Source organism: Blastococcus sp. SYSU DS0973 (assembly GCF_054051055.1).
This window is the reverse complement of the sequence record NZ_JBJHAN010000006.1, coordinates 52,378-68,377: the sequence shown is the minus strand read 5'-3', so window position 1 is coordinate 68,377 and position 16,000 is coordinate 52,378. Positions and strand designations below refer to the sequence as shown.

At 74.3% G+C, this 16,000-nt stretch carries 17 protein-coding genes; 12 read left to right on the top strand and 5 right to left on the bottom strand.

Features of this window, described 5'->3' with window-relative positions:
- Positions 1 to 43: 43 nt before the first annotated feature.
- The 5 genes from ACI791_RS11720 to tsaD all read left to right on the top strand — a co-directional run bounded on the left by ACI791_RS11720 (position 44) and on the right by tsaD (position 3,451).
- Complete coding sequence (locus ACI791_RS11720; RefSeq protein ID WP_456586224.1) at positions 44 to 691, top strand: uracil-DNA glycosylase; 648 nt, start codon at positions 44 to 46, stop codon at positions 689 to 691.
- Positions 688 to 1,140: a tRNA (adenosine(37)-N6)-threonylcarbamoyltransferase complex ATPase subunit type 1 TsaE gene (gene tsaE, locus ACI791_RS11715; protein WP_456586223.1), complete on the top strand. Its 453-nt coding sequence runs from the start codon at positions 688 to 690 to the stop codon at positions 1,138 to 1,140. The genes ACI791_RS11720 and tsaE overlap by 4 nt, the downstream gene beginning before the upstream one ends.
- Before the next feature lie 171 nt (positions 1,141 to 1,311).
- Positions 1,312 to 1,947, top strand: a complete 636-nt coding sequence (gene tsaB, locus ACI791_RS11710; RefSeq protein ID WP_456586222.1) for a tRNA (adenosine(37)-N6)-threonylcarbamoyltransferase complex dimerization subunit type 1 TsaB — start codon at positions 1,312 to 1,314, stop codon at positions 1,945 to 1,947.
- Positions 1,944 to 2,417: a ribosomal protein S18-alanine N-acetyltransferase gene (gene rimI / locus ACI791_RS11705; RefSeq protein ID WP_456586221.1), complete on the top strand. Its 474-nt coding sequence runs from the start codon at positions 1,944 to 1,946 to the stop codon at positions 2,415 to 2,417. Before tsaB ends, rimI begins: the two co-directional genes overlap by 4 nt.
- On the top strand, positions 2,414 to 3,451 hold the full coding sequence (gene tsaD, locus ACI791_RS11700; RefSeq protein ID WP_456586220.1) for a tRNA (adenosine(37)-N6)-threonylcarbamoyltransferase complex transferase subunit TsaD: 1,038 nt from the start codon (positions 2,414 to 2,416) through the stop codon (positions 3,449 to 3,451). The genes rimI and tsaD overlap by 4 nt, the downstream gene beginning before the upstream one ends.
- Here the strand turns inward: tsaD and ACI791_RS11695 are convergent.
- Positions 3,441 to 4,676 carry a THUMP-like domain-containing protein gene (locus tag ACI791_RS11695; protein ID WP_456586219.1) on the bottom strand — a complete coding sequence of 412 codons (1,236 nt, stop codon included), beginning with the start codon at positions 4,674 to 4,676 and terminating at the stop codon, positions 3,441 to 3,443. The genes tsaD and ACI791_RS11695 overlap by 11 nt on opposite strands.
- Before the next feature lie 196 nt (positions 4,677 to 4,872).
- On the opposite strand from ACI791_RS11695, the gene groES reads away from it, so the two are divergent.
- Together groES and groL are read left to right on the top strand one after the other, a co-directional pair.
- Positions 4,873 to 5,181, top strand: coding sequence for a co-chaperone GroES (gene groES / locus ACI791_RS11690; RefSeq protein ID WP_014377938.1), 309 nt, complete (start codon positions 4,873 to 4,875; stop codon positions 5,179 to 5,181).
- Between the two features lie 148 nt (positions 5,182 to 5,329).
- Complete coding sequence (gene groL, locus ACI791_RS11685; RefSeq protein ID WP_347057977.1) at positions 5,330 to 6,973, top strand: chaperonin GroEL; 1,644 nt, start codon at positions 5,330 to 5,332, stop codon at positions 6,971 to 6,973.
- Positions 6,974 to 7,162: 189 nt separating this feature from the next.
- Here groL and ACI791_RS11680 read toward each other — a convergent pair whose 3' ends face one another.
- On the bottom strand, positions 7,163 to 7,462 hold the full coding sequence (locus ACI791_RS11680) for a WhiB family transcriptional regulator (protein ID WP_347057976.1): 300 nt from the start codon (positions 7,460 to 7,462) through the stop codon (positions 7,163 to 7,165).
- Positions 7,463 to 7,822: 360 nt separating this feature from the next.
- Here ACI791_RS11680 and ACI791_RS11675 point away from each other — a divergent pair, with 360 nt between their 5' ends.
- Entirely contained in the window at positions 7,823 to 8,536 is a 714-nt protein-coding gene (locus ACI791_RS11675; protein ID WP_456586218.1) for a response regulator transcription factor, read from the top strand.
- A 199-nt stretch (positions 8,537 to 8,735) separates the two neighbouring features.
- On the opposite strand, the gene ACI791_RS11670 is transcribed toward ACI791_RS11675, so the two are convergent.
- On the bottom strand, positions 8,736 to 9,134 hold the full coding sequence (locus ACI791_RS11670) for a DUF5319 family protein (protein WP_347057974.1): 399 nt from the start codon (positions 9,132 to 9,134) through the stop codon (positions 8,736 to 8,738).
- A 136-nt stretch (positions 9,135 to 9,270) separates the two neighbouring features.
- On the opposite strand from ACI791_RS11670, the gene guaB reads away from it, so the two are divergent.
- From guaB to ACI791_RS11650, 4 genes are all read left to right on the top strand, one after another.
- A complete protein-coding gene (gene guaB / locus ACI791_RS11665) occupies positions 9,271 to 10,785 on the top strand; it encodes an IMP dehydrogenase (protein WP_456586217.1) in 1,515 nt (504 codons plus the stop codon).
- A gap of 2 nt (positions 10,786 to 10,787) precedes the next feature.
- Complete coding sequence (locus ACI791_RS11660) at positions 10,788 to 11,915, top strand: GuaB3 family IMP dehydrogenase-related protein (RefSeq protein ID WP_456586216.1); 1,128 nt, start codon at positions 10,788 to 10,790, stop codon at positions 11,913 to 11,915.
- Positions 11,916 to 11,919: 4 nt separating this feature from the next.
- Positions 11,920 to 13,482 carry a glutamine-hydrolyzing GMP synthase gene (gene guaA, locus ACI791_RS11655; RefSeq protein ID WP_456586215.1) on the top strand — a complete coding sequence of 521 codons (1,563 nt, stop codon included), beginning with the start codon at positions 11,920 to 11,922 and terminating at the stop codon, positions 13,480 to 13,482.
- Positions 13,483 to 13,607: 125 nt separating this feature from the next.
- Positions 13,608 to 14,651: a sodium:calcium antiporter gene (locus ACI791_RS11650; protein WP_456586214.1), complete on the top strand. Its 1,044-nt coding sequence runs from the start codon at positions 13,608 to 13,610 to the stop codon at positions 14,649 to 14,651.
- Between the two features lie 80 nt (positions 14,652 to 14,731).
- On the opposite strand, the gene ACI791_RS11645 is transcribed toward ACI791_RS11650, so the two are convergent.
- Together ACI791_RS11645 and ACI791_RS11640 are read right to left on the bottom strand one after the other, a co-directional pair.
- Positions 14,732 to 15,025, bottom strand: a complete 294-nt coding sequence (locus tag ACI791_RS11645) for a hypothetical protein (protein WP_456586213.1) — start codon at positions 15,023 to 15,025, stop codon at positions 14,732 to 14,734.
- Positions 15,018 to 15,950 carry a PspC domain-containing protein gene (locus tag ACI791_RS11640; RefSeq protein WP_456586212.1) on the bottom strand — a complete coding sequence of 311 codons (933 nt, stop codon included), beginning with the start codon at positions 15,948 to 15,950 and terminating at the stop codon, positions 15,018 to 15,020. The genes ACI791_RS11645 and ACI791_RS11640 overlap by 8 nt, the downstream gene beginning before the upstream one ends.
- Between the last annotated feature and the right edge of the window lie 50 nt (positions 15,951 to 16,000).

The following is a 16,000-nucleotide window of genomic DNA, read 5'->3' as shown; positions in this document are numbered from 1 at the left end:
GGTCCCGGGCGAGCGTCCCCGCGTCCGCGGTTAGGGTGCGCGGGTGGCCGCACCCCGTCCGCCCCGGCTCGACGCCGCCGCCGAAGAGGTGGCGCGCGCCGCCGGGGCGGCCCCGGACTGGGGGTCCCTGGCCCGCTCGGCGAGCGGGTGCCTGGCCTGTCCCGAGCTGGTGGCCGCGCGGCGCCACGTCGTCGTCGGCGACGTCCCGGTCACCGACCGCCCGCTGGTGGCGATCGTCGGAGAGGCCCCGGGCGCGACGGAGGACGAGACCGGCCGGCCGTTCGTGGGCAGGAGCGGGGCGCTGCTGGACCAGCTGCTGGCCGAGGCGGGGCTGGACCGGGGCCGGACCGCGGTGCTCAACGTGGTGAAGTGCCGCCCGCCCGGCAACCGGACGCCCCGGGCCGACGAGGTGGCCCGCTGCAGCGGCTGGCTGCGGCGCCAGCTCGAGCTGCTCGACCCGCCGGCCGTCCTCGCCCTCGGCCTCTCTGCGGCGAAGTGGTTCCTGGGCCCGCGGACGGTGCTCGCCCGGGCACGGGAGACCGGGCCCGTCCCGTGGGAGGGCCGGGGGCTGCACGTCACCTACCACCCGTCGGCGGCCATCCGGTTCGGGCCCAACGGTGCGCCGCGGGCCGCGCTGGCCGCGGACCTCCGCCGGCTGGCGTACCTGGTCGGCGCGCGGGAGACACCGTGAAGCGCGCGCACGAGCTGGCCACCCTGGCCGACACCCACGCCCTGGGCGAGGCGCTGGCCGCGCTCGCCCGGCCCGGCGACCTGCTCGTGCTGGTCGGCCCCCTGGGGGCGGGCAAGACCGCCCTGACCCAGGGCATCGGTGCCGGCCTGGGCGTCCGCGAGCCGGTCACCTCGCCGACGTTCGTCATCGCCCGTGTGCACGCGGGCGGCCGCATCCCCCTCGTGCACGTCGACGCCTACCGCCTGGGCGGGCACGCCGACGTCGACGACCTCGATCTGGATGCCTCGACGGAGGAGTCGGTGACCGTGGTCGAGTGGGGGCAGGGACTGGTCGAGCAGCTGGCCGACGAGCACCTCGAGGTGCGGCTGGACCGCCGCGAGGACGACGTCCGCACGGCGCTGCTCGTGCCGCACGGCCCAGGGTGGACGGCCCGGGTCGACGCGACCTGAGCCGTCCGGATCAGCCGGCCGCGGAGAACGACCGGCCGCCGACAACCTTCCGCCGTGGACGTGCGGGTGGAGCTGGTCGAGCTGTGCCCGGCCGCGCTGCGCGCGCTCGCGAACGGCGACCTGGAGATCGTCCACGAGGTGGCGGCCGGCACTCGCCTACGCTGATCGGTCGTGCTGGTCCTCACGCTCGACACCGCCACCCCGACGCTCGTCGCCGGGCTGGCCCGCTGGGCGGCCGACGCCGGCGCCACGGTGCTCGCCGAGCGGGCGGTGCCGTCGGGGACGAAGCACGCCGAGCTGCTCACGCCCGCGATCCAGGGCGTGCTCGCCGACGCCGGCCTGGCGCTGGGCGACGTCGACGCCGTGGTCACCGGTCTCGGCCCCGGGCCGTTCACCGGGCTGCGGGTCGGGGTGGTGACCGCCGCCGCGCTCGCCGACGCCCGGGGCCTTCCGGTGGTCGGGGTGTGCTCGCTGGACGCGGTGGGGTCCGGGGCCCGCACGGTGGTCACCGACGCCCGGCGCAAGGAGGTCTACTGGGCCTCCTACGACGCGGACGGCGTGCGCACCGAGGGCCCGGCGGTCGTCCGGCCCGAGGAGCTCGGGCTGCCCGGGCCGTTCGTGGGCGACCCGGCCTTCGCCGGTCGGCTGGGAGCAGACGTGGTGCCGGCCGAGGTCACCACCGCCGGGCTGCTGCGCGCCGCCGGCCCCCAGCTGGCCGACCCGTCCTCCGCCGGGCCGTTGGTGCCGCTCTACCTGCGCCGCCCGGACGCCGTCCCGCCGACGTCGATCAAGCCGGTGACGCGGTGACCCGGCTCCGGCCGATGCGGCTGGCCGACCTGCCGGCGGTGATGGCGCTCGAGGAGGAGCTGTTCGCGCCCGACACCTGGACGGCGGCGATGTACCGCGACGAGCTGTCCCGGACCGACACCCGGCACTACCTCGTGGCCGACGACGACGGCGCCGTGGTCGGCTACGCCGGGTTGATCGCCTACGACGACGAGGCCCACGTGGCGACCATCGGCGTGACCGGCGCCCGGCAGGGCGAGGGCATCGGCGCCCAGCTCCTGGACGCACTGCTGGCCGAGGCCGACCGCCGCTCGCCGGTGGTGCTGCTGGAGGTCCGGGCGGACAACGGGACGGCCCAGGGCCTCTACCGGCGCCGCGGGTTCGCCGAGATCGGCCGGCGGCGCGGCTACTACCAGCCGAGCGGCGAGGACGCCGTCGTCATGAAGAGGGAGCGCCCCGCGGGAGCGCCCGGGGGCAGGGGGAAGCCGTGAAGCAGGAACCGGTCGTCCTGGGTTTCGAGACGTCCTGCGACGAGACCGGCGTCGGCATCGTCCGCGGGCACACGCTGCTCGCCGACGCACTGGCCACCTCGATGGCCGAGCACGAGCGCTTCGGCGGCGTCGTCCCCGAGATCGCCTCCCGGGCGCACCTGGAGGCGATGGTCCCCACCGTCCACCGAGCGCTGGCCGACGCCGGGATCCGTGCCTCCGACGTCGACGCGGTCGCGGTCACCTCCGGCCCCGGGCTCACCGGCGCGCTGCTGGTCGGCGTCGCGGCGGCGAAGGCCTACGCCCTGGCGCTGGACAGGCCGCTCTACGGCGTCAACCACCTGGCCGCGCACGTCGCCGTCGACGAGCTGCAGCACGGCCCGCTGGCCGAGCCGTCGATCGCGATGCTCGTCTCCGGTGGCCACAGCTCGCTGCTGCTCGTGCCGGACCTCGCGCAGGAGGTGCAGTCGCTCGGCCGGACGATCGACGACGCCGCGGGGGAGGCCTTCGACAAGGTCGCCCGCGTGCTCGGCCTGCCGTTCCCCGGCGGCCCGCCCATCGACCGGGCCGCCCGGGACGGCGACCCGTCGGCGATCGCCTTCCCGCGGGGCCTCACCGGCTCCCGCGACGCGGCCTACGACTTCTCCTTCTCGGGGCTGAAGACCGCCGTCGCCCGGTGGGTGGAGGCTCGGCAGCGCGCGGGCGAAGCCGTGCCGGTGGCCGACGTCGCGGCGTCGTTCCAGGAGGCGGTCGCCGACGTGCTGACGGCGAAGGCGGTGCGGGCCTGCCGTGACCACGGCGTCGACCACCTGGTCCTCGGCGGGGGAGTGGCGGCCAACTCGCGGCTGCGTGCGCTGGCCGAGGAGCGGTGCGCTGCGGCCGGCATCGTGCTGCGGGTCCCCAGCCCGAAGCTCTGCACCGACAACGGCGCGATGGTGGCCGCGCTCGGCTCCCGGCTCGTCGCCGCGGGCGTCGCGCCGTCGGCCCCCGACCTCGGCGCGGACAGCTCGCTGCCGATCGACGTGGTCAGCCGCTGACGTCGCAGACGATGGCGGTCGGGGTGCCGGCGACGCGGGTGACGACGACGGTCGCCGTCCCGGAGGCGTCGGTGCGGAGGTGGCGGGAGAGGGTCTCCGGCTCGATCGCCGAGCCCCGCTTCTTGACCACGACCCGGCCGACGCCGCGCTCGCGCAGCAGCGCCTTGAGCTTCTTCTGGTTGAACGGCAGCACCTCGTCGACCCGGTAGGAGCTGACCCAGGGGGAGTCCGCCGGGCCGTCGGAGGTCAGGTAGGCGATCGTCGGGTCGACCAGGGTCGCGCCGAGGCCGGCGGCCGCCAGGGAGACCAGGCCGGAGCGGATGACCGCGGGGTCGGGCTCGTGCAGCCACCCGCGCACGGGGCCAGCGGGCGCCGGCCCCGGATCGGCGTCGGCGGTCAGCTCGTGCACGACGCCGTCGCGGACGACCGCCGCCCGCCGCCACGCCTCGGAGACGGCCGGGCCCCACAGCAGCGCCTCGACGATCGAGCCGCCGACGGAGACCCATTCCGCTTCGACGCCCTCGGGCACCCGGTCGTGGTCGAGCCCCGGCGCCACCTTGACCACCGACGTCGGCACCCGGTCGAGCAGCTCCGCGACGGTGGACCACGGGGGCGACCAGCGGTCGGGGTCCAGCTGCCGGCGGCCGCCGGCCCGGCGGGCGGGGTCGAGCACGGCGGCGCCGCAGCCGGCCACCTCGCCCCCGCGCGCCGCTGCCACCAGCTCCACCGCGTCCCCGGCGACCACCCAGACGTCGTCGGCGACCCCCATGGCCTCGACGTTGGCGGCCGTCAGCTCGCGGGCGACCGGATCGACGTCGACCGCCAGCACCCGGGCTCCGGCGCGGGCGAGGGCGATCGTGTCGGTGCCGGCCGCGCACCCGAGGTCGGCGACGGAGTCGGCACCTCCGGCCAGCAGGCGGGCCGCGCGACGGGCGGCGAGCTCCGGGCGGCCGGCCTGCTCGAGCGCGTCGGAGGTGAACAGCAGCCGGTCGGCGTCGGCTCCGAACGTCGACCGGGCCTTCCGCCGCTGACGGGCGATGCCCCACGCCGGTCCGGCCAGGTCCGTGCCCACCTCGGTCCGCAGCCGGGTCAGCGCGGCGACCGCGTCCACCCCCTCGATCAGGAGCGACGCTGCCCGGGACAGCGCCGCGGCCCCCTCGGGCGTCGTCAACGCCCGCAGCTGGCGCAGCGTCTCAGCGGTCTGCTCCTCGGGTTCCCGGTCCACCGGCACAGCGTGGCGCACGGGCCCGTCCGTCCCGACGTCACCCACCCCGGGGACCAGGTTGAGCGGCTGGCACTCTCCTGGGTAGAGTGCCAAACGACACGGGCTGGCGCCCGACCCCCGCGACGGCGGGTGCCCGGATCCCGTGCCACAGCATCGAACATCCCTGCCGTCCTACACCGAAGGGGGCGTCACCGACGTGACGACCGCTACCAAGGTCAGCATCAAGCCGCTGGAGGACCGCGTCGTGGTCCAGGCCAACGAGGCCGAGACCACCACCGCGTCCGGTCTGGTCATCCCGGACACCGCCAAGGAGAAGCCCCAGGAGGGCACCGTCGTCGCCGTGGGCCCCGGCCGCATCGACGACAACGGCAACCGCGTTCCGCTCGACGTGAACGTCGGCGACGTGGTCATCTACTCGAAGTACGGCGGCACCGAGGTCAAGTACGCGGGCGAGGAGTACCTGGTGCTCTCCGCTCGCGACCTGCTCGCCGTCGTGGAGAAGTAGAACACCCCGTCCTCCGCACCCCTCGCACGCTCGGGGGAAGCCTCTGGACGGGGCTGCCGTTCCAGCACGTCACGACCGCCCCGGGCGACCCGAACTCGGGTCCCGGGGCGGTCGCCTTTTGCCCTGCACTGACTGATCGGAAGAGCCCATGGCCAAGATCATCAAGTTCAACGAGGACGCCCGGCGCGCCCTCGAGCGCGGCGTCGACAAGCTCGCCGACGCGGTGAGGGTGACGATCGGCCCGCGCGGCCGCAACGTCGTCATCGACAAGAAGTTCGGCGCCCCGACGATCACCAACGACGGCGTGACCATCGCCCGCGAGATCGAGCTCGAGGACCCCTACGAGAACCTCGGCGCCCAGCTGGCGAAGAACGTCGCCACCAAGACCAACGACGTGGCCGGTGACGGCACCACCACCGCCACGGTGCTCGCCCAGGCGCTCGTGCACGAGGGCATGCGCAACGTCGCCGCCGGGGCCAACCCGATGGCCCTCGGCCGGGGCATGCGCGCCGCCGTCGATGCCGTGCACGCCGCCCTCGACGCCGCCGCCATCCCGGTGGAGAAGCGTGCGGCCGTCGCCGAGGTGGCCACCATCTCCGCGCAGGACGCCGAGGTGGGCGACCTGATCGGCGAGGCGATGGAGCGCGTCGGCAAGGACGGCGTGATCACCGTCGAGGAGAGCAACACCCTGAACACCGAGCTCGACGTCACCGAGGGCGTCCAGTTCGACAAGGGCTACCTCTCGCCGTACTTCGTCACCGACCAGGAGGCGATGGAGGCCGTCCTCGACGACGCCCTGGTCCTGCTGGTCAGCGGCAAGGTCAGTGCCCTGGCCGACCTGCTGCCGCTGCTGGAGAAGGTGCTCTCGACCGGCGGTCGCCCGCTGCTGATCGTCGCCGAGGACGTCGAGGGCGAGGCGCTGTCCACCCTCGTCGTGAACTCCATCCGCAAGACCGTCAAGGTCGTCGCGGTGAAGTCGCCGTACTTCGGTGACCGGCGAACGGCGTTCATGACCGACCTCGCCGTCGTCACCGGCGGCCAGGTGGTCAGCGAGGACGTCGGCCTCAAGCTCGACCAGGTCGGCCTCGAGGTGCTCGGCACCGCCCGCCGCGTCACCGTCACCAAGGACGCCACCACGATCGTCGACGGCGGCGGAACCTCCGAGGCCATCGGTGACCGCGTCGCGCAGATCCGCCGCGAGATCGATGCGACCGACTCCGACTGGGACCGCGAGAAGCTGCAGGAGCGGCTGGCCAAGCTGGCCGGCGGCATCGGCATCATCCGGGTCGGCGCGGCCACCGAGGTGGAGCTCAAGGAGCGCAAGCACCGGATCGAGGACGCCATCGCGGCCACCCGCGCGGCGGTGGAGGAGGGCGTCATCCCCGGCGGTGGCTCGGCGCTCGTGCACGCCGCCGCGGCGGTCGACGCGCTCGACCTGTCCGGTGACGAGCTGACCGGTGCCCGCGCCGTCCGCACCGCGCTGGACGCCCCGGCGGTGCAGATCGCCGAGAACGCCGGCTTCGAGGGCCGGGTCGTGGTGAGCCGGGTCCGCGAGGCAGGTCAGGGGCAGGGCTTCAACGCCGCCACCGGTGAGTACGGGGACCTGGCCGCCGAGGGCGTCATCGACCCGGTCAAGGTCACCAAGGCCGCGCTGGACAACGCCGTCTCGATCGCCGCGATGGTGCTGACCACCGACTCCGCCGTCGTCGAGGCTCCCGAGGAGGAGGACGACCACGCCGGCGGTGGTCACCACACCCACGGCCACGCGCACGGCCACGGGCACAGCCACTGAGAATCACCCCGTTCTCCTCACCGCTCGCACGCTCGTGGTGAGCCTCTGGACGGGGTGGGGTCCTGGCTCGGCACCAGCGCTGAGCCAGGACCCCACCGGCTGAGCCAGGACGGCGGTCGCGCCGTCCGAGCACGCGAGAGGGCCCGGTCCAGGAAGTCCTGGACCGGGCCCTCTCGCGTTGTCCGGGGCTCAGACCCCCGCGGCGACTGCAGCGGGTTCGGCCGCGATCAGCCGGGCCCGCTCCTCCTCGCTCATGCCGCCCCACACGCCGTACGGCTCGCGGACGGCGAGAGCGTGCTTGAGGCACGCATCGACGACCGGGCACCGACCGCAGACGGCCTTGGCCGCGCTCTGCCGCCGCGCGCGGGCCGGCCCACGCTCACCGTCGGGGTGGAAGAAGAGGGACGTGTTCTCGCCACGGCACGCGCCGTGGAGCTGCCAGTCCCAGACCTCGGCGACGGGCGTCGGGAGTCTGCGGATGTCGGCCATGTCTCCTCCAGAACTCGATCGAGCCGGAGGGGGCTGTCCGGCTGCAAGGGGCCCGGTGCCCTCGGCGTCCCACCGTCAAACACGGCCGATTCGCAACTTTTCGGGATGTGCACTGCCTCACCGCCCGTCAGGGCTGCTCACCCCGGGGGGTGAGGGCGTCTGTTCCCCCGGCCGGGAGTCGATCACTGTGGCTCCAGGTCGCGTCGACGTCCGGGAGGGGGAGCAGCCCGGACGGCCCGCTGACCTCCGCAGAGGTGGAGGGCCCCGCCGGGGCCCTCCACCCGAGCGGCACCCGGCCGGGCGCCTCCCGGGCGGTGGGGGACCCGGCCGCCGAGCGGCCGGGAGGAGCGAGGAGCAGGCGTGATCGAGGACAGGCTGCGGGCACCCGTGCACGGTGCGACGGTGTGGGTCTACGACGAGCGACGGCGGGTCCGTGACGACGTCGCCTCGCGGCTGGTCGCCCTGCCGTTCGTCGGCCGGGTCGAGGTCGTGGGGGACGGGCAGTCCCTGATGTCCCGGCTCGCGACCCGCACCCCCGACGTCCTGGTGGTCGGCACCCAGCGCGCCGTCGACACCGGGCTCTCGGCCGCCACGCAGGCTCTGCGGGCGCACCCGGGCCTGCCGGTGCTCGTGCTCGGCGCCCCCGACGACACCGAGAGCGTCCGGGCCGCCGTCGCCTTCGGCGCCCGCGGCTACCTCCGCTGGGACGCGACCCCGTTCGAGATGGGCCTGGGCCTCTCCCGCGTCGGCCTGCGGGCCGACGGCGGTCGCATCCCGCAGCAGGCGGCCGCCCCCGTGCCCGTGTGGAACGGAGCAGCGCCGCTGTCCGGCTCGGCGCCCACCACGGTCCGCTCCACGGTGCGCGACGCCGCTCCCGCCGTGGCGCTGTCCATGCGGGAGATGCAGGTGCTCACGGGGATGAGCCAGGGCAAGAGCAACGCCCAGATCGGCCGTGAGCTCTACCTCTCCGAGGACACCATCAAGACCCACGCGCGGCGGCTGTTCCGCAAGCTCGGTGCGAAGGACCGCGCCGAGGCGGTGGCCACCGGGTTCCGCCGCGGCATCATGACCTGACCGGTCACCGGGACCATCACGGACCGAGGGCTGCCTCCGGCATCGGGGGCAGCCCTCGGTGCGTTCTCGGGGGGTGCCTACGGCTTGGTCGGCCCGAGTGGGCCCCGGAGGGGTCCGCGCAGGGACGACGGCGGGGCTCAGCGGCACAGGGGAACGGCACCTGGCCGCAGTGCGATCCGGAGGATCGCAGCGTCAGCGCTCAGTCGTCGCGGGCGTGACGGCCGGTGCGGCGGCCGCTGGGCTCGTCGCGCTCGGCGAGGGCGGCGATGCCGTCGGCGTAGCCGCTGGCGTAGTCCCAGCTGACGTAGTCGTCGGGGTCGGGGTCGAACGGCGGCTCGTGCCGGCCGGTCTGCCCCTCCTCGAGCAGCTGGCGCAGGTTGGCCTGCATCAGCGCCCAGTCGACGTGGTGCTCCTCCTCGCAGTCGGGGCAGTCGACGACGATGCCCTTGATGCCGGTGGGCTCGAGGAGGGTGCGGAAGACCTCGAGCTCGGCCAGGTCGTCGAGGACCCCGGCGCGCTCCTCCATCGTGAGGGGCGGCGGGCCGGAACCGTCGGCCGGGCCGAAGTCCGGTCCGGAGGAATCGTCGAACGGAGACACGGTCACACGGTAGCCGTCGAACAGGCGGAGCACCGCCTCTCGTGCGCCGCGGCCTACGATCGGAACCGGTGCCGCGCGCCCGCGAGGTGCGTCGGCCGGTGTCCGACCCGATCTGCCCCGAAGGGTGGCCGCGCAGATGCAGCCCGACTCCGTGCCCGAGCTGCCGGCGAAGTTCGCCCGCCTCGGGCTCACCTACGACGACGTCCTCCTCATCCCCGGGGCGTCCGACGTCGTCCCGGCCGAGGTGGACACCAGCAGCCGGGTGACCCGCCGGATCACGCTCGCGGTGCCCCTGCTGTCCAGCGCGATGGACACCGTCACCGAGGCGCGCATGGCGATCGCCATGGCGCGGGTCGGCGGCATGGGCGTCCTGCACCGCAACCTCTCCGCCGAGGAGCAGGCCGGCCAGGTCGACCTGGTCAAGCGGTCGGAGGCCGGCATGGTGACCAACCCGGTCACCTGCTCCCCGGACAGCACCCTCGCCGAGGTCGACGCGCTGTCGGCCCGCTACCGGATCTCCGGCGCCCCCGTGGTCGACGCCGACGGCGTCCTGCTGGGCATCGTGACCAATCGCGACATGCGCTTCGAGACCGACCAGAACCGGCTCGTGCGCGACGTCATGACGCCGATGCCGCTGATCACCGCGCCCGTCGGCGTGGACGCCGACACGGCGCTGGCGCTGCTCTCGAAGCACAAGGTCGAGAAGCTGCCGCTGGTCGACGACGCCGGCCGGCTCCGCGGGCTGATCACCGTCAAGGACTTCGTCAAGCGCGACCAGTTCCCGCTCTCCACCAAGGACGCCGACGGCCGCCTGGTCGTGGGCGCGGCGCTCGGCGTGGGCGAGGACGCCTACAAGCGGGCCGGGCTGCTGGTCGACGCCGGCGTGGACGTGCTCGTCGTCGACACCGCGCACGGCCACCAGCGGGCGGTGCTGGAGATGGTCGCCCGCGTGAAGAAGGAGTTCGGCGGCGACGCGGGCGTGGAGGTCGTCGGCGGCAACGTCGCCACCCGTGCCGGCGCGCAGGCGCTGGTCGACGCCGGCGTCGACGCGGTGAAGGTCGGCGTCGGCCCCGGCTCCATCTGCACCACCCGGGTGGTCGCCGGCGTCGGCGTCCCGCAGATCAGCGCCATCTACGAGGCCTGGCTGGCCGCCGGCCCGGCCGGTGTCCCGGTCATCGCCGACGGCGGCCTGCAGTACTCCGGCGACATCGCCAAGGCGCTGGTCGCCGGCGCCGACACGGTGATGATCGGCGGGCTGTTCGCCGGCGTCGAGGAGGCCCCGGGCGAGCTGGTCTTCATGAACGGCAAGCAGTACAAGACCTACCGCGGCATGGGCTCTCTGGGTGCCATGCAGAAGCGCGGCAACCAGTCGTTCAGCCGCGACCGCTACTTCGCCGACGACGTCCTCTCCGACGACAAGCTCGTCCCGGAGGGCATCGAGGGCCAGGTGCCCTACCGCGGTGCGCTGGCCGGCGTCGCCCACCAGCTCGTGGGCGGCCTGCAGGCCTCCATGGGCTACGCCGGGGCCGGCACCATCGCCGACCTCAAGGAGCGCGGTCAGCTGACCCGCATCACCTCGGCCGGTCTGGTGGAGAGCCACCCCCATGACATCCAGATGACCGTCGAGGCACCGAACTACCGGGGGCGCTGAGCATGAGCGTGCGCGACACCGTCGAGATCGGCCTCAACCGCTTCGCCCGCCGGGGCTACGACCTCGACGAGGTCTCGATCGTCCCCTCCCGGCGCACCCGCGACGTCGACGACGTCTCGACCGCCTGGCAGATCGACGCCTTCCGGTTCGAGATCCCGCTGGTCACCAGCCCCAGCGACGCCGTGGTCAGCCCGGCGACGGCGATCGCCGTGGGGCAGGCCGGCGGGCTGGGCGTGCTCAACGGCGAGGGCCTGTGGACCCGCTACGACGACCCGGCACCGGTCTACCGCGAGATCGCCGAGGCGGCTGCCGCCGGCGCCCCGCCGGTGGCGCTGCTGCAGGAGGTCTACGCCGAGCCGGTCAAGACCGACCTGATCGCCGCCCGCATCAAGGAGATGAGCGACGCGGGGGTGACCACGGCGATCCGGGTCTCGCCGCAGCACACCGAGCAGCTGGCCCCGGCGGCGCTGTCGGCCGGGGTCGACCTGCTGGTCATCCAGGGCACGATCGTCTCCGCCGAGCACGTCACCTCCCAGGGCGACGCGCTCAACCTCAAGGAGTTCATCGCCGACCTCGACGTCCCGGTGATCGTGGGCGGCGCGGCGAACTACACGACCGCGCTGCACCTCATGCGCACCGGCGCGGCCGGCGTCATCGTCGGCGTGGGTGCCGACACCTACTCCACGACCGACGACGTCATGGGCATCCGGGTGCCGCTCGCCAGCGCGATCGCCGACGCCGCCGCGGCCCGCCGCGACTACCTCGACGAGACCGGTGGCCGGTACGTGCACGTCATCGCCAACGGCCGGATCGAGACCAGCGGCGCGATCGCCCGCGCGCTGGCCTGCGGCGCCGACGCCGTCCAGCTCGGCGAGCCGCTGCGCGCGGCGGCCGAGGCGCCGGGCGGCGGGGTGTGGTGGGACTCCGTGGCCGCCCATCCGCGGCTGCCGCGCGGCGGCACGTCGGCGCCGGTGGAGCCGGCCGGCTCCCTGGCCGACGTGCTCCTCGGCGAGGCCCGCGAGGCCGACGGCCGCACCAACCTGTTCGGCGCTCTGGCCCGCACCATGGCCAAGACCGGGTACTCCGACCTCAAGGAGTTCCAGCGCGTCGACCTCGTCATCGGGGGCTGATCGCGTGGACTTCCCGACCGTCCTGGTGGTGGACTTCGGCGCCCAGTACGCCCAGCTGATCGCCCGCCGCATCCGCGAGGCGGGGGTCTACTCCGAGATCGTCTCCTCGGAGGTCCCGGCCGAGGAGATCATGGCGCGGAAGCCGGCGGCGATCGTGCTCTCCGGTGGTCCCTCCAGCGTCTACGCGCCGGAGGCCCCGCAGGTGGATCCGACGCTCTTCGAGTCGGGGGTGCCCGCATTCGGCATCTGCTACGGCTTCCAGGCCATGGCCGCCTCGCTCGGCGGCACGGTGTCGCGCACCGGCGACCGCGAGTACGGCGGCACCCCGCTGACCGTCACGACCGGGGCGCGGCTCTTCGGTGACCTGCCGGTCGAGCAGAACGTCTGGATGAGCCACGGCGACGCCGTCTCCGCGGCCCCGCCCGGGTTCACCGTCACCGCCACCTCCACCGGTGCCCCGGTCGCCGCCTTCGAGGACGTCGACCGGCGACTGGCCGGGGTGCAGTTCCACCCCGAGGTGCGGCACACCGCGCACGGGCAGACGGTGCTCGAGCACTTCCTGTTCGACATCGCCGGCCTGGAGCCGACGTGGACGATGAGCAACGTCGTCGACGAGCAGGTGGCGGCGATCCGCGAGCGCATCGGGGACCGGCGGGCGCTGTGCGCGCTGTCCGGCGGGGTGGACTCCGCCGTGGCCGCGGCGCTCGTGCAGCGGGCCATCGGCGACAAGCTCACCTGCGTCTACGTCGACCACGGCCTGATGCGCGAGGGCGAGACCGAGCAGATCGAGCGCGACTTCGCCGCCACCACCGGAGCGGACCTGCGGGTCGTCGACGCGAGCGAGCAGTTCCTCACCGCGCTGGCCGGGGTCAGCGACCCGGAGGAGAAGCGGAAGATCATCGGCCGCGAGTTCATCCGGGTGTTCGAGCAGGCGGCCACCGACGTCGTCGCCGACGCGCAGGCGCACGGCGAGACCGTCGACTTCCTCGTGCAGGGCACGCTGTACCCCGACGTCGTCGAGTCCGGCGGCGGCAGCGGCACGGCGAACATCAAGAGCCACCACAACGTCGGCGGGCTGCCCGAGGACCTCACCTTCTCCCTGATCGAGCCGCTGCGCACGCTGTTCAAGGACGAGGTGCGCGAGGTGGGCCGACAGCTCGGCCTGCCCGACCGGCTCGTGCAGCGCCAGCCGTTCCCCGGGCCGGGCCTCGGCATCCGGATCGTCGGGGAGGTGACCCGCGAGCGGCTGGACGTGCTGCGCAAGGCCGACGCCATCGCCCGCGAGGAGCTCACCGCCGCGAAGCTGGACGACGAGATCTGGCAGTGCCCGGTCGTGCTGCTGGCCGACGTCCGCTCGGTCGGCGTCCAGGGCGACGGGCGAACCTACGGTCACCCCGTCGTGCTGCGCCCGGTGTCCAGCGAGGACGCCATGACCGCCGACTGGACCCGGCTGCCCTACGACGTGCTGGCCCGCATCTCGACCCGGATCACCAACGAGGTGCAGGAGATCAACCGGGTCACCCTCGACGTCACGAGCAAGCCGCCGGGCACCATCGAGTGGGAGTGAGGCCCCCGCCGCCCCCAGCCCTCGCTGTCGACCGCGAGCGAGAGGTCCCCCCAGCTCGACGGGCGGGATCGTGCCGGTCGTGATGGGGTCGTCGACGGCCACGCCGTCGAGACCCGGGAGAGCGAGTGACCACCTCGGCGTGGCCGTTCGTGCCGAGCCTGCTCGCCCTCGTCGGGATGGCCGTCGTCATCGTGCTCGCGGGCGTCCGGCTGACCCGCGTCGCCGACGTCCTCGCCGAGCGCACCGGCCTCGGTGACGCCGTCGGCGGTGCGCTGCTGCTGGGTGCGGTGACGTCGCTGCCCGGGAACGTCACCGTCCTCACCGGCGCGCTGGAGGGTGACCCCGGTTTCGCGCTCAGCAACCCGATCGGCGGGATCGCCCTGCAGACGGTCTGGCTGGCGATCGCCGACCTGCTGTACCGCCGGGTGAATCTCGAGCACGCGACCGCCTCGCTGGAGAACGTGATGCAGGCGGTCATTCTCATGGCCCTGCTCGCCGTCCCGGTCATCGGCTACGCCACCCCGGGACTGCGCCTGGGCTGGATCCATCCGGTCACCCTGCTCATCCCGGTCTTCTACGCATACGGCCTGCGCCTGTTGCGCCGGATGCGCGAGGCGCCGATGTGGCTGCCGACGCAGACCGACCAGACCGTCGACGGCGACGGCCACGGCTCGGCCGGCGGGGATGGCGACGGGGACGACGCCCGCTCGACCGGCCGTCTCTGGGCCGGGCTCGCCGTGCTCGGCCTGGTCGTCGGGGCGGCCGGCTGGGTCGTCGGCCAGGCGGGGCTCGGCGTGGTCGCGGCGACCGGCCTGGACAGCGGGCTGGTGGGCTTCACCCTGACGACGGCGATCAGCTCGCTGCCGGAGCTGGTGGTGCTGCTGACCGCGGTGCGGATGGGGCAGCTGACGCTGGGCGTCGGCAACATCATCGGCGGGAACGTCTACGACGTCCTGATGATCACGCTGGCCGACGTCGCCTTCCTGGACGGGCCCATCTACCGGGCCGCGGGGCCGACCAGCCTTGTCCTGCTGGGCGGGACCATCTTGATGATCGCGGTGCTGGCCGGTGGCCTGCTGATGCGGGACCGCAAGTGGATCGGTTTCGAGGGCATCTCCATCCCGCTGGTCTACGCGGGCACCGTCGCCTTGGTCTTCGCCAGCGGCTGACCGACCGCACCGGGAACCGCGGACGCGACGAGGGTCCGGGAGCGGTTGCTCCCGGACCCTCGTCGTCCTCCTTCCGCCGGTCAGGCCCGGCCGCGCGGCTTCCGGAGCTCCCGCACCAGCAGGGCGAGCCCGGCGCCGACGAGCAGCACCCAGAGGAGCGCGCCGTCGTCGAACAGCCGCAGCGGCAGGTCGCCTCCCACCATCGTGGTGAGCGCCAGGACCAGGAACAGCAGGCCCGGCACCAGTGCGACCAGGTCGACCTCGCGGCGGGGCTCCGGCCGGGGCAGGTCCTCGGTCGCCAGGGGGGCGACCGCCTCCCACTGCTGCTCCTGCCAGGCGGTCGGCGTGGTCGGGAACTCGCTGTAGTCAGCCACGGGACACCTCCACGTCCCCCACACCGCTGTGGATCACCAGTTCGATCTCCGGCTCCCCGTCGTCGGTCCAGGACCGCGAGCCCGTGCCGGCGTAGAAGCCCTCGATCGCCGAGCCGCCCTCGAGGACGCGCACCTCGCCGAGCCCGTGGCCCACGGTCACCTCGACGTCGGCCGGGCGGGGGACGAGGATGCGCAGGTCACCGATGCCGTGCTCGATCCGCGTGGTGACCGCCTCGTCCAGGTCGTCCACCGGGACGTCGGAGAGATCCACCGTCATGTCCCCGACGCCGCCCCGGTAGACGTCGCGCACGTCGGCGACGGTCTGGGGGGAGTACGCGCGGTCCCCCACGCCGTCGCTGGCCGTCGGCGTCGCCGAGGAGATGGCCAGCGCCAGGGAGAGGACCACGCCCAGGGCGATCAGCCCGCCACGGGCGTTCCGGCCCTTCGTGACGGCCGCGGCCACGAGGCCGAGCCCGACCACGAGCAGGGCGGTCGCGAGGTAGCCCTGCGCGCCGACGTCCCAGCCGGTGACCCGGCTGATCAGCACCAGCAGGCCCACCACGATGAGCAGCGCGGCGATGGTCACGCCCGGCACGGGAGAACGGGGGCCGACGGGCCCGCGGGTCCGGGCGACGGCGGCCGGCTGCCCGGCGGCCGTGGCGGGGGCGCCGTCGGGGCCGGCCGGCATGAGCAGCCACAGCAGCAGGTACACCAGCACGCCGGTGCCGCCGGCGAGCGCGAGGGCGACGAAGCCGACCCGCCAGAGGAGCGCGTCGATGCCGCTGTACTCGGCGAGGCCGCCCCCGACGCCGCCGATCACCTTGTCGGACCGGCTGCGGTGCAGCTGCGTGCGGGCCGGAGCGGGCGGCGGGGACCAGGGCGGGGGCTCCACCGCGGGGGGAGCGGGAGGGGGTGGCGAGGTCATGGCAGCAAGCCTGCCGACCGGCTCGGCCGGTGACCATCAGGGAACCCCCG